Origin of the sequence: Azovibrio restrictus DSM 23866 (genome assembly GCF_000429665.1) — a bacterium.
GTDB classification, from domain to species: domain Bacteria; phylum Pseudomonadota; class Gammaproteobacteria; order Burkholderiales; family Rhodocyclaceae; genus Azovibrio; species Azovibrio restrictus.
On sequence record NZ_AUCH01000003.1, the window covers coordinates 226206 to 238883 of the forward strand.

The 12678-nt window shown below is 66.2% G+C and carries 8 protein-coding genes; 5 read left to right on the forward strand and 3 right to left on the reverse strand.

Features of this window, described 5'->3' with window-relative positions; all coding sequences use genetic code 11:
• Positions 1-137: 137 nt before the first annotated feature.
• Together G474_RS21880 and G474_RS0104775 are read left to right on the forward strand one after the other, a co-directional pair.
• Entirely contained in the window at positions 138-3038 is a 2901-nt protein-coding gene (locus G474_RS21880; protein WP_051281857.1) for a DUF4132 domain-containing protein, read from the forward strand.
• A gap of 139 nt (positions 3039-3177) precedes the next feature.
• Positions 3178-3615, forward strand: coding sequence for a nucleoside deaminase (locus tag G474_RS0104775; protein WP_026685981.1), 438 nt, complete (start codon positions 3178-3180; stop codon positions 3613-3615).
• Between the two features lie 68 nt (positions 3616-3683).
• Here the strand turns inward: G474_RS0104775 and lpdA are convergent, their stop codons facing one another.
• Genes lpdA through aceE form a run of 3 tightly spaced genes read right to left on the reverse strand, consistent with a single transcriptional unit; the run spans position 3684 to position 9783 of the window.
• On the reverse strand, positions 3684-5426 hold the full coding sequence (gene lpdA / locus G474_RS0104780; RefSeq protein WP_026685982.1) for a dihydrolipoyl dehydrogenase: 1743 nt from the start codon (positions 5424-5426) through the stop codon (positions 3684-3686).
• A gap of 18 nt (positions 5427-5444) precedes the next feature.
• Positions 5445-7088 carry a dihydrolipoyllysine-residue acetyltransferase gene (aceF, locus tag G474_RS0104785; RefSeq protein WP_026685983.1) on the reverse strand — a complete coding sequence of 548 codons (1644 nt, stop codon included), beginning with the start codon at positions 7086-7088 and terminating at the stop codon, positions 5445-5447.
• A 13-nt stretch (positions 7089-7101) separates the two neighbouring features.
• Positions 7102-9783: a pyruvate dehydrogenase (acetyl-transferring), homodimeric type gene (gene aceE / locus G474_RS0104790; RefSeq protein WP_026685984.1), complete on the reverse strand. Its 2682-nt coding sequence runs from the start codon at positions 9781-9783 to the stop codon at positions 7102-7104.
• A gap of 369 nt (positions 9784-10152) precedes the next feature.
• Here aceE and folD point away from each other — a divergent pair, with 369 nt between their 5' ends.
• Genes folD through G474_RS0104805 form a run of 3 tightly spaced genes read left to right on the forward strand, consistent with a single transcriptional unit; the run spans position 10153 to position 12676 of the window.
• Positions 10153-11028 carry a bifunctional methylenetetrahydrofolate dehydrogenase/methenyltetrahydrofolate cyclohydrolase FolD gene (gene folD / locus G474_RS0104795; protein WP_026685985.1) on the forward strand — a complete coding sequence of 292 codons (876 nt, stop codon included), beginning with the start codon at positions 10153-10155 and terminating at the stop codon, positions 11026-11028.
• A 29-nt stretch (positions 11029-11057) separates the two neighbouring features.
• Positions 11058-11522: a 5-(carboxyamino)imidazole ribonucleotide mutase gene (gene purE / locus G474_RS0104800; RefSeq protein ID WP_051281883.1), complete on the forward strand. Its 465-nt coding sequence runs from the start codon at positions 11058-11060 to the stop codon at positions 11520-11522.
• Between the two features lie 2 nt (positions 11523-11524).
• A complete protein-coding gene (locus G474_RS0104805; RefSeq protein ID WP_026685987.1) occupies positions 11525-12676 on the forward strand; it encodes a 5-(carboxyamino)imidazole ribonucleotide synthase in 1152 nt (383 codons plus the stop codon).
• Positions 12677-12678 lie beyond the last annotated feature (2 nt).

Below are 12678 nucleotides of genomic sequence, written 5' to 3' on the forward strand. Positions count from 1 at the left end.
CCCCGGCCCGCCAGCGGAGCTCCGGAACACCTGACAACTTTGCCTGGTACGGGAAGGCCAGGAATGGGGATAATCCCCCGTTCCTGCCAACCCGTCCGTACGCGGCCTCCCCCGCTACGGCCAACTAGGACTTCTGCATGCGGCGCTTCGAGTTCATCGACGGAAAATCGAGCAAATTCTGGGAAATCACGGTCAGCAACGAGGAACTCACGGTCAACTACGGCCGCATAGGTACCCAGGGACAAAGCAAGACCAAGACCTTTACCAGTGAGGCCGCGGCCCAGGCCGAAGCCGCCAGGCTGATCCGCGAGAAGACAGGCAAGGGCTACGCCGAAGTGAGCGGCAATCCCGACACCGACGCCGGACAGCCCGCAGCCCCCCAGGCGAGCCGCAGCGCCCCGCCCCGGGCAGTAGCTGCCGCAGCCCCGGCAGCTCCGGCCGCCCTGCCCCCCCAGGCCAGCACCAGCACGCCTCCCGCCCCGGCCCCTGAAGACGACCCAGCCACCGTCCACGACACGACGGACGGCCTGGCCTGGCCTTCGGCCGGCTTTGTCTGGACCGAGGCGTGGCGTGCCCGGCTGCCGGTGGTACGGGGCGTGCGGGTGGCAACTGAGCCCCTGGAAGCCGGCGATCTCGACAAGCTGCCCTTCGAGGGGGACCCGCGCCACTGCACCGACCTGAAGACCTGGCAGCAGTCCCTGCCGGCGGAGGCTGGCCTGGGGCAAGGGCTGTACCCGCTGGTGAAGGCGGCCGCCGCCCTGCACGGGGTCCCCTTCGCGGTGGAACTGCTGCTGCACACCGCCGCCGACTGGCGCCAAAGCAGTCACCTCAAGTATTCCTTCGGGCTCTCCCGCCCGGCCCGCTGGCTGCGCAAATATATCGCCGCCTGCAGCGATGCCGACCATGGCCGCTGCGTCGCCGTTGCCGAGCGCTTCCGGGGTGCGGACATCTATGGTGACAGCCTCATCTGCCACCTGTTCCCCGAGCAAGAGGCCTGGGCCGAGGCCTGCGCTGCCAACCCCGAGGTCCAGGAGGACACGGACATCCTGGCGCTGTTGTACGACACCGCCCTCTCCCCCGAAACCCTGCTGCGCATCCTGCGCGGCCGTTACGGGGAAGCCTTCGGCTGGGACGGCAGCCGCCACTCCCCCGGCCCCATCCTGCTGCAACTGCAGCTGCACGGCGTCGCCGCCCTGCCCCTGTTCGAAGCCGCCCTCAAGCAGTACACCCGGCAGTACTCCTACTTCCTGCCCGCCCTGGAACATCTGCTCCAGCTGCTCGAACAGCTGGAGGCCCCCGAGGTGTTTCCGCTCCTGTTCCGGCACGTGGAAGCGGCGCCGGTGCGGGAGCTGCTGCAACGGCTGGCCGCCCGCTGGCCGGCCGCCCTGTTCAAGACGGCCCTGCTCACTCCGCGCCGCAGCGACGCCCTGGAGGACTGGGCCGTCCGTCTCGGGGTGGAGCGCCCGGACATCATCGATACGGTCCTGGCGGCCAGCACCCCGGGAGAACGAGCCCGCCTGGAAACAGTGGTGCGCCAGCGGCTGCGCCCGGTCGAAGCCGACAGTGCCAGGCTGCCCCCGGCCTTGCGCCAGGCGCCGGCCGACCTGCCGGCGGCCAAGGGCAAAAAGCCGCTGCTGCCGGACTTCTTTCAGGCCCCGACCCTGCGCCGGCCCCTGCTGCGCGCCGAACTGGGCGGCGGCGCCCTGCCACTGGCGGCCATGGAAATTCTCGGCCGGCTGCTCGCCGCCAGCACCCTGGAAGCGCCCCGCCCGGAACTGGCCGAGGTCCGCGCCGCCTGCACCCCGGAATCCCTGGCCGATTTTGCCTGGAGCCTGTTCTGCGCCTGGCAGGTGGCGGGCTCCCCCAGCAAGCAGTCCTGGGCCTTCAGCGCCCTGGGCCTGCTGGGCAACGCCGGCACCGCCTACAAGCTGGCGCCCCTGATCCGCCTGTGGCCGGGCCAGTCCGCCCACGCCCGCGCCACCCTGGGCCTGGACATCCTGGCCGCCCTGGGGAGCGACGCGGCCCTGATGCAGCTCAACGCCATCGCCGAGAAGGTCAAGCACGCGGGCCTGCAGGCCCGGGCCCGGGAGCGTATCGACCACATCGCCCAGACCCGGGGCTTGAGCCCCGCAGAGCTGTCCGACCGGCTGGTGCCCGACCTGAGGCTGGACGAGCAGGGTTCGGTCTGGCTCGATTTCGGCCCGCGCCAGTTCCGGGTGCAGCTGGACGAGGCCTTGAAGCCCCGGCTGTTCGATGGCAGCGGCAAGATACTCAAGGACCTGCCCAAGCCGGGGCGCCAGGACGAAACGGAGCTGGCGGAGGCCGCCATCGCCCAGTTCAAGGCCCTGAAGAAGGAAGCCAAGGCCGTGGCCGCCCTGCACATTCCGCGTCTGGAGCGGGCCATGGCCGCCCAGCGGCGCTGGCAGCCCGAAGTGTTCCAGATGCTGTTCATCCACCATCCGCTGCTACGCCAGCTGGCCCGGCGCCTGCTCTGGGGCGTGTATCGCGACGGCATCGCCATGGACGCCTTCCGGGTGGCCGAAGATGGCACCCTGGCCGACCGGGATGACGAAACCTATGTCCTGCCGGCCCCGGACAGCGGCGCCGAAATCGGCATCGCCCACCCCCTGGAGTTGCCGCCGGAACTGCTGACTGCCTTCGGGCTGCGCTTTGCCGAATACGAGATCATGCAGCCCTTCCGACAGTTGGGCCGGGAAACCTATGTAGTGGACGAGGCCGAACACCGGGCAGGTGAATTGCTGCGGTTCAAGGACAAGGTGGTGCATTCCGGCGCCCTCATGGGCCTGAGCGCCCGAGACTGGGAGCCGGAAGAAGGGGGCTATTCGATCCGCAGTTTCACCAAGACCCTGGCCAGCGGCGAACAGGCATGTCTGGAGCTGGAACCCGGCATCCTGCTCGGAGAACTGGCCGCCGAGCCGGAGCAGACCCTGGTGCGCTTGGATTTGCCCTCGACTCAGACTTCCCCGGTCTGGGTCAGCGAGCTGATCCGCGACATCGAACTCCTCTCACCCAGGTAATCGGTACTCCGTCGGACGAGCCCGGGGCCCCTGTCTGCCATCCAGGGGAAAGGGAGTAAACTCTGACGGTGGTAGTGGGGTGCCGGAAAATACCGGTCCCCCGCACCGCCCCGACCCTCAAGCACGGAGACCATACCCCATGGACGAATTCATGCAAGCCGCCCTCGCCGAAGCCCGCCAGGGCCTGGCCGAAGGAGGCATTCCCATCGGTTCGGTGATCGTGCACCAGGGCCGCATCATCGGCCGGGGGCATAACCGCCGCATCCAGCAGGGCAGCCCCATCCTGCATGGGGAAATGGACGCCTTCGAAAATGCCGGGCGGCAGCCGGCCCGGGTCTACCGGGAATCGGTGCTGTACACCACCCTATCACCCTGCAGCATGTGCAGCGGCGCCATCCTGCTCTACGGCATTCCCCGGATCGTCGTCGGGGAAAACCGGACCTTCATGGGGGAAGAGGAGCTCTTGCGCAGCCGGGGCGTGAGGGTCGAGGTGCTGCAGGACGAAAGCTGCATCACCCTGATGCGGGATTTCATCGCCGCCCGACCGGACTTGTGGAACGAGGATATCGGCGTCTGAATCCCGAGGGCAGAAACAAGAACGGCGACGGTTGAACCGTCGCCGTTCTGCTTTCAGGAGAGGCTGATTTACTTCTTGCGCGCCGGCGGCAGGTCGGTGCAGCTGCCGTGTGCCACTTCCGCCGCCATGCCGATGGATTCGCACAGGGTCGGGTGGGGGTGGATGGTCTTGCCGATGTCCACCGCGTCGCAGCCCATTTCCACGGCTAGGCAGACTTCGCCGATCAGGTCGCCGGCGTTCATGCCCACCACCGCGCCACCCAGGATGCGGTGAGTTGCCGCATCAAAGAGCAGCTTGGTGAAGCCTTCCTCGGCGCCGTTGGCGATGGCGCGACCCGAGGCGGCCCAGGGGAACACGGCCTTCTCGAACTTGATGCCTTCGGCCTTCAACTGATCCTCGGTCTTGCCGGCCCAGGCGATTTCCGGGTGGGTGTAGGCGACGCTGGGAATCTGCAGGGCATCAAACGCAGCCTTTTCACCGGCAGCAACCTCGGCGGCGACGTGGGCTTCATGCACCGCCTTGTGGGCCAGCATGGGCTGGCCGACGATGTCGCCGATGGCGAAGATGTGGGGCACGTTGGTGCGCATCTGGGCATCCACGTTGATGAAGCCCCGGTCGGTCACCGCGACTCCAGCCTTGTCGGCAGCGATCTTCTTGCCGTTGGGGGTGCGCCCCACGGCCACCAGCACCAGGTCGAAGGCTTCCTTCTCGCCGCTGGAATAGGTGACCTCAATGCCTTCAGCCTTGGCTTCGGCGGCAGTGACGCCGGTGGCCAGCAGGATGCGATCGAAGCGGTGGGCGTTCTTCTTTTCCCAGACCTTGACCAGGTCCCGATCAGCGCCGGGCATCAGGCCGGGACCCAGTTCCACCACGGTGATGCGGGCACCCAGGCTGCTGTACACCGTCGCCATTTCCAGGCCGATGATGCCGCCGCCGATGACCAGCATTTTCTTCGGCACCTGGCGCAGTTCCAGGGCGCCGGTGGAGTCGATGACGCGCGGGTCGTCCTTGGGCATGAAGGGCAGGGCCACGGGCTGCGAGCCGGCGGCGATGATGGCGTTCTTGAACTTCACCACCTGCTTCGTGCCATCGGCGGCCGTCACTTCCATGTGATTGGGGTCGATGAATTGCCCCAGGCCCTGGAGGTGCTGCACCTTGCGGCCCTTGGCCATGCCGGCCAGACCGCCGGTGAGCTTCCCCACCACCTTGTCCTTGTGGGCGCGCAGCTTGTCGATGTCGATGGTCGGCGCGGCAAAGCTGACGCCGCAGTCGGCCAGATGCTGGGCTTCTTCCACCACGGCGGCCACGTGCAGCAGAGCCTTGGAGGGGATGCAGCCTACGTTGAGGCAAACCCCGCCCAGGGTGGCGTAACGTTCCACCAGCACGGTCTTTAGCCCCAAGTCGGCGGAACGGAAGGCGGCGGAATAGCCGCCGGGGCCGGCACCCAGCACCAGCATGTCGCATTCCACGTCGGCACCGCCGCTGTGGCTGCCAGCCACGGGGGCAACTACGGGCGCCGCAACCGGCGCGGCGGCCGGCGCAGAGGCTGCGGGGGCAGGTGCCGATGCAGCAGCGCCGGCTTCCACCTTGATCAGCAGGGTGCCTTCGGCCACCTTGTCGCCCAGCTTGACCAGCACTTCCTTGACCACGCCGGCAGCCGAGGACGGCACGTCCATGGTGGCCTTGTCGGACTCCAGGGTGCAGATGGCGTCGTCCACCTTGATGCTGTCGCCCACTTTCACGAACAGGTCGATGATGGGCACCGCATCGAAATCGCCGATATCCGGGACTTTGACTTCCACGAGACTCATGATGATCTCCTTCCCGGCTTACAGGGCCACGCGGCGGAAGTCCGCCAGCAGCTGGGCCACATAGACGTTGAAACGGGTGGCCAGGGCTCCGTCGATGACCCGGTGGTCGGCGGTCAGGGACAGGGGCAGGGTCAGGCGCGGTACGAACTGCTTGCCGTCCCAGACCGGCTTCATGGCGGACTTGTTGACCCCCAGGATGGCCACTTCCGGCGCATTGACGATGGGGGCGAAGTAGGTGCCGCCGATGCCGCCCAGGCTGGAAATGGTGAAGCAGGCGCCTTGCATGTCGGCGGGCTTCAGCTTGCCGTCCCGGGCCTGCTTGGCCAGGTCGCCGGATTCCTGGGCGATCTCGAATACCGACTTCTTGTCGGCGTTCTTGATCACGGGCACCACCAGACCGTTGGGGGTGTCGGCCGCGAAGCCGATGTTGAAGTACTTCTTCAGCACCAGGTTGTCACCGTCGAGGGAGGCGTTGAACTCGGGATACTTCTGCATCGCCTTGACACAGGCCTTGACGATGAAGGCGAGCATGGTGAGCTTGGCGCCGCCGCCCTTCTCGTTTTCCTTGTTGAGCTGGACGCGGAAGGCTTCCAGGTCGGTGATGTCGGCATCCTCGTGGTAGGTGACGGCGGGGATCATCACCCAGTTGCGCGACAGGTTCTGGCCGGAAATCTTCTTGATGCGGGACAGGGGCTGCACCTCGATCTCGCCGAACTTGGAAAAATCCACCTTGGGCCAGGGCAGCAGATCGAGGCCACCGCCCAGGGAAGCACTGGCGGCCGGAACAACGGCAGGCGGTGCGGTGAGCACGCCCTTGACGAAGGCGGTCACGTCTTCCTTGAGGATGCGGCCGTTGGGGCCGGAGGGCTTGACCTTGTTCAGGTCGGCGCCCAGTTCCCGGGCGTAGGCGCGCACCGAGGGGGAAGCATGCACCTTGCTGCCCAGGGGCGGCACAGGGGGCAGGTTCTGGGCTGCGGCGGGTGTGGCCACAGAGGCAACTGCGGCAGCCGGAGCCGCAACTGGAGCGGCGGAGCCACTGGCCGCCGACGCAGCAGCGGGAGCAGCGACGGCCGGAGCGCCAGTAGACGCAGCGCCTTCCAGCACCACGATCACGGCGCCTTCGGAAACCTTGTCGCCCAGCTTGACCTTCACTTCCTTGACCACGCCGGCAGCGCTGGAGGGCACATCCATGGTGGCCTTGTCGGATTCCAGGGTCACCAGGGCGTCATCCACCTTAACGGTGTCCCCTGGCTTGACGAACACCTCGATCACCGGCACTTCGGAGAAGTCGCCGATATCCGGCACCTTGACCTCGATGGGGCCGGCCGCCACCGCAGGGGCTGCAGGAGCCGCCGCCACCGGCGCAGCAGCGACGGGAGCTGGAGCGGCGACCGGGGCAGGTGCGGCCACGGCAGCGGCACCCGCCGCTTCCACCTTGATCAGCACCACGCCTTCCGACACCTTGTCCCCCAGCTGCACCAGCACTTCCTGCACCACCCCAGCGGCGCTGGAAGGCACATCCATGGTGGCCTTGTCGGACTCCAGGGTGCAGATGGCGTCGTCCACCTTGATGGTGTCGCCCACCTTCACGAATAGTTCGATCACAGGCACCGCATCGAAATCGCCGATGTCGGGCACCTTCACTTCAATCAGTTGGCTCATAGTCGTCTCTCCCTCAAACCTTCATGGGGTTGGGCTTGTTCACATCCAGGCCGTACTTGGCGATGGCCTCGGCCACCTTCTCCCGGGCGATGGTGCCATCGTCGGCCAGGGCCTTGAGGGCAGCCACGGTGACCCAGTGACGGTCCACCTCGAAGAAGTGGCGCAGCTTCTCCCGGGTGTCGGAGCGGCCGAAGCCGTCGGTGCCCAGGGTGACGTAGCGGCGGTGGATGAAGGGACGGATCTGTTCCGCGTAGAGACGGATGTAGTCGGTGGAGGCGATGACCGGACCACGGGTGTCGTTCAGGCACTGCTCCACGTGGGACAGGCGCTGGGGCTCCAGGGGATGGAGCAGGTTCCAGCGGGCAGCGTCCTGACCTTCCCGGGCCAGTTCGTTGAAGCCCGGGCAGCCCCACAGATCCGATTCCACGCCCCAGTCGTTCCGGAGCAGCTCGGCAGCGGCGATGACTTCCCGGAAGATGGTGCCGGACCCCAGCAGCTGCACCCGGGGACCGTCGGAGGCCAGGCCCTTCTTGAACTGGTACATGCCCTTGATGATGTCCGCCTCGGCCCCGGCCGGCATTTCCGGGTGCTCGTAGTTTTCGTTCATCACCGTCAGGTAGTAGTAGACGTCTTCCTGCTCCTGGTTCATGCGGCGCAGGCCGTCCTGGACGATCACGGCCACTTCGTACTGGAAGGTGGGGTCGTAGCTGACGCAGTTGGGAATCAGGTTGGAGAGGATCAGGCTGTGACCGTCCTCGTGCTGCAGGCCTTCGCCGTTCAGGGTGGTGCGGCCGGCGGTACCGCCGATCAGGAAGCCCCGGGCGCGCTGGTCGGCTGCCGCCCAGCACAGGTCCAGGGTGCGCTGCAGACCGAACATGGAATAGCAGATGTAGAAGGGAATGGTCTGCACCCCGTGCACCGAGTAGGCGGTGGCAGCGGCGATCCAGTCGCTCATGGCCCCGGCCTCGTTGATGCCTTCCTGGAGCACCTGGCCGGTCTTGGATTCCTTGTAGAACATGAGCTGGTCATGGTCTTCCGGCACGTAGTTCTGGCCTTCCTGGTTCCAGATGCCGTACTGGCGGAACATGCCTTCCATGCCGAAGGTGCGGGACTCATCGGGCACGATGGGCACCACGTGCTTGCCCACAGCCTTGTCCTTCAGGAGCATGTTCATGATGCGCACGATGGCCATGGTGGTGGACAGCTCCCGGCCTTCGCCGGAGGCCTTGAGCAGGGCCTCGAAGGCGGACAGGGCGGGCACGGCCAGGGGCTCGGCCTTGCGCCGGCGCTGGGGCAGGTAACCGCCCAGGGCGGCGCGGCGGGCCTGCATGTACTGCTGCTCGGGAGAGTCCTCGGGGAACTTCAGGTAGGGCAGCTTTTCCAGCTGATCATCGGGCACCGGCAGGCCAAAACGGTCGCGGAAGCCCTTGATGGACTCCAGGTCCATCTTCTTCTGCTGGTGGCTGGTGTTCATGGCCTCGCCGGACTGGCCCATGCCGAAGCCCTTGATGGTCTTGGCCAGGATCAGGGTGGGCTGGCCCTTGTGGTGCACGGCGGCGCTGTAGGCGGAGAAGATCTTGAAGATGTCGTGGCCGCCCCGGTTCAGTTGCCAGATGTCGTCGTCGGTCCAGTCTTCCACCAGAGCCTTGAGCTCGGGGGTGTTGAAGAAGTGCTCGCGTACGTAGGCGCCGTTCTTGGCCTTGAAGGTCTGGTACTCGCCGTCGCAGAGTTCCATCATGCGCTTCTTCAGGATGCCCTTCTTGTCGCGATTGAACAGGGCGTCCCAGTGGGTGCCCCAGATCAGCTTGATGACGTTCCAGCCGGCACCACGGAACTCACCTTCCAGTTCCTGGATGATCTTGCCGTTGCCGCGCACCGGGCCATCCAGGCGCTGCAGGTTGCAGTTGATGACGAAGATCAGGTTATCGAGCTTTTCCCGGCCGGCCATGCCGATGGCGCCCAGGGATTCGACCTCGTCGGTCTCGCCATCGCCCAGGAAGGCCCAGACCTTGCGCTGCTCGGCCTTGGCGGCGTCGATCAGGCCGCGCGAGGCGAGGTACTTCATGAAGCGGGCCTGGTAGATGGCCTGGATCGGGCCGAGGCCCATGGAAACGGTGGGGAACTGCCAGAAGTCCGGCATCAGCCAGGGGTGCGGGTAGGAGGAGATGCCCTTGCCGCCGGTTTCCTGGCGGAAGTTGTCCATCTGCTCCTCGGTCAGGCGGCCCAGCATGAAGGCCCGGGCATAGACGCCGGGCACCGAGTGGCCCTGGAAGAACACTAGGTCGCCGTCATGCTCGGCGCAGGGGGCATGCCAGAAATGGGCAAAGCCCACGTCGTAGAGGGCGGCGGCGGACGCGAAGGAGGCGATGTGGCCGCCCACGTTGGTGTGCTTGTTGGCGCGCACCACCATGGCCATGGCGTTCCAGCGGATGTGGGAGTGGATCCGGATTTCCAGGTCCGGGTCGCCCGGGTACTTGGGCTGCCGCTCGGCGGGGATGGTGTTGATGTATTCGGTGTTGGCGCTGTAGGGAATCTCGGCGCCCTTTTCGCGGGCCTCGGCGATCACGGCCTCGATCAGGTAGTGGGCCCGGTCGGCGCCCTCCTTCTCGATGACCGATTCGAGGGCATCCACCCATTCCTGGGTTTCCTGGGGATCCTTGTCCACCAGATGCTGGATTACTGGCAGTTGAGCCATGGTTTTGTCTCCTTCCACTGCGGTCGGGCCGCGCAGATTTGTAGTTGAGCGGCCGGTTGGTCTTCGCTGCCTGCCTGTTGAGCCGCAACGCCTAGCTTAATACGAACAGGAACCCTTAGATACCCGCCGTTTTTCACGATACAAAACACGCTTTTGTATAACGCAATAATATAACCGGCAAATTCCTGCGAATCCAGCCCCTCCCGGTGCTTTTGCCATACAAGTTTTCTATCCCGGCCAGACGCTTTTCCGGCTTCTTCCTATCTATGCCGCCGGCCCCTTCGGCCTGGGCCGTGAATCTGATAAAATCCTTGCCCTTCAAAGGGAAAGGGACCGCCTTTCCCGTTTTCTTTTTTTGCGGATGCAACGATGACGGCTCAAATTCTCGACGGCAACGCCCTGGCCCAGGAACTGCGCGCCAGCTTCAAGGAACGGGTGGCAGCCCTGACGGCCAAGGGGCACAAGCCCGGGCTGGTGGTGATCCTGGTGGGCGAAGACCCGGCTTCCCAGGTCTACGTGCGCAACAAGGTCAATGCCTGCGAGGCCGTGGGCATGCATTCCGAGAAGCTGGTTTATCCCGCCGACGTGGCCCAGTCCGTGGTCATGGAAAAGATCGCCGAACTGAATGCCGACCCCCAGGTGCATGGCATCCTGGTGCAATTGCCCCTGCCCAAACACTTCGACGAGGAAGCCGTGCTCGAAGCCATCGCCGCCGCCAAGGATGTGGATGGCTTCCATGCCGAGAACGTGGGCGCCCTGGCCCAGGGCAATCCCCGCTTCATCCCCTGCACCCCCTACGGCGTCATGAAGATGTTCGAGAAGGGCAACGTGGACCTGAGCGGCAAGGAAGCCGTGGTGATCGGCCGCTCCAACATCGTCGGCAAGCCCATGGCCCTGCTGCTGATCAATGCCGGCGCCACCGTCACCGTCTGCCACTCCCGCACCAAGGACCTGAGCTTCCACACCCGCCGGGCCGACATCGTCGTGGCCGCCGTGGGCAAGCCCAGGTTCGTCACCGCCGACATGATCAAGCCCGGCGCCGTGGTCATCGACGTGGGCATCAACCGCCTGCCCGCCGACCAGGGCGGCAAGCTCTGCGGCGACGTGGATTTCGAGGGCTGCAAGGCAGTGGCCGCCCAGATCACCCCGGTGCCCGGCGGTGTCGGCCCCATGACCATCACCATGCTGCTGGCCAACACCATCGAAGCCGCAGAACGCAACGCCCAGCAGGAGGCCGGTCGGTGAGCCCCCATCACCCCCTGGTCGGCGTCGTCATGGGCTCCGACTCCGACTGGCCCACCATGCAGGCCGCCGCCGTGATCCTCAAGGATTTCGGCGTCCCCTTCGAGGCCCGGGTGGTTTCCGCCCATCGCACCCCGGACCTGCTCTTCGATTACGCCGCCATGGCCGGCGAGCGGGGCCTCAAGGCCATCATCGCCGGGGCCGGTGGCGCCGCCCATCTGCCCGGCATGCTGGCCGCCAAGACCACGGTGCCGGTGCTGGGCGTGCCGGTGCAGTCCAAGGCCCTCTCCGGCGTCGATTCCCTGCACTCCATCGTGCAGATGCCCAAGGGCATCCCCGTCGCCACCTTCGCCATCGGCGAAGCCGGCGCCGCCAATGCCGCCCTGTTCGCGGTGGCCATGCTGGCCAATGACAACCCGGAACTGGCGGTAAAGCTGCAGAAGTTCCGCCAGGCCCAGACCGAAAAGGTCCTGGCCATGAAACTGCCGGAAGTGTGACCATGATCCTGCCCCCCGCCACCCTAGGCATGCTCGGCGGCGGCCAATTGGGCCGCTTCTTCGTCGCCGCTGCCCACGAGATGGGCTACCAGGTCTGGGTCCTGGACCCGGACAAGAACAGCCCCGCCGGCCTGATTGCCGACCGGCACCTGTGCGCCGCCTACGAGGATTACGCCGCCCTGGATGAACTGGCCGCCCGCTGCGCCGCCGTCACCACCGAGTTCGAGAACGTGCCCGCCGCCACCCTGGCCTATCTGGCCAAGTTCATCCCGGTGCGCCCCTCGGCCGAGGCGGTCTCCGTGTGCCAGAACCGCATCGCCGAAAAGAGCTTCCTGCGCGACCACGATCTGCCCCACGGAGATTTCATCGCCGTCACCTCGGAAGCGGACCTGGAAGCCGCCAATGCCGGCCTGTTCCCCGGCATCCTCAAGGTGGCCCGCTTCGGCTACGACGGCAAGGGCCAGGCGGTGGTGCACAGCTGCGCGGAAGCCCTGGCTGCCTTCCGCGCCTTCAAGGGCGAACACTGCGTCCTGGAGCAGAAGCTCAGCCTCGATTACGAAGTCTCCGTGGTCCTGGCCCGGGACGAGAACGGCCGGGTGAAGTGTTTCCCCACCGCCGAAAACCAGCACACCCGGGGCATCCTCGACGTCTCCATCGTGCCCGCACGGGCCTCCGCCTGCCTGGCCGACAACGCCCAGGAAATCGCCGAACGGATTGCCGAAAAGCTGGGCTACATCGGCACCCTGGCCGTGGAGTTCTTCGTCAGCAAGGGCCGGCTCTATGTGAACGAAATGGCCCCCCGGCCCCACAACAGCGGCCACTACACCATCGATGCCTGCGTAAACAGCCAGTACGAGCAGCAGGTGCGCGCCCTGTGCGGCCTGCCCCTGGGCGAAGCCCGGGCTCACTCGGCCTCGGTAATGGTGAACCTGCTCGGTGAACTCTGGTACGAGGGCGGCCATGCCAACGGACATTACCGGGAGCCGGACTGGTCCCGGCTGTACGCCATCCCCAACCTGAAGCTGCATCTGTACGGCAAGCACCACGCCCGTCCGGGCCGCAAGATGGGCCACTTCACCGTGGTGGGCGAACAGCTCGACGCAGTGTTGGCCACCGCCCTCGCCGCCCGCAAGGCCATCGGCATCAACGACTGAGC

What these genes read in the sequence shown, in the direction of transcription:
- G474_RS21880 (WP_051281857.1), top strand. Translation starts at nt 138, where the DNA reads ATGCGGCGCTTCGAGTTCATCGACGGAAAATCGAGCAAATTCTGGGAA.
- G474_RS0104775 (WP_026685981.1), top strand. Translation starts at nt 3,178, where the DNA reads ATGGACGAATTCATGCAAGCCGCCCTCGCCGAAGCCCGCCAGGGCCTG.
- lpdA (WP_026685982.1), bottom strand. Translation starts at nt 5,426, where the DNA reads ATGAGTCTCGTGGAAGTCAAAGTCCCGGATATCGGCGATTTCGATGCG.
- aceF (WP_026685983.1), bottom strand. Translation starts at nt 7,088, where the DNA reads ATGAGCCAACTGATTGAAGTGAAGGTGCCCGACATCGGCGATTTCGAT.
- aceE (WP_026685984.1), bottom strand. Translation starts at nt 9,783, where the DNA reads ATGGCTCAACTGCCAGTAATCCAGCATCTGGTGGACAAGGATCCCCAG.
- folD (WP_026685985.1), top strand. Translation starts at nt 10,153, where the DNA reads ATGACGGCTCAAATTCTCGACGGCAACGCCCTGGCCCAGGAACTGCGC.
- purE (WP_051281883.1), top strand. Translation starts at nt 11,058, where the DNA reads ATGGGCTCCGACTCCGACTGGCCCACCATGCAGGCCGCCGCCGTGATC.
- G474_RS0104805 (WP_026685987.1), top strand. Translation starts at nt 11,525, where the DNA reads ATGATCCTGCCCCCCGCCACCCTAGGCATGCTCGGCGGCGGCCAATTG.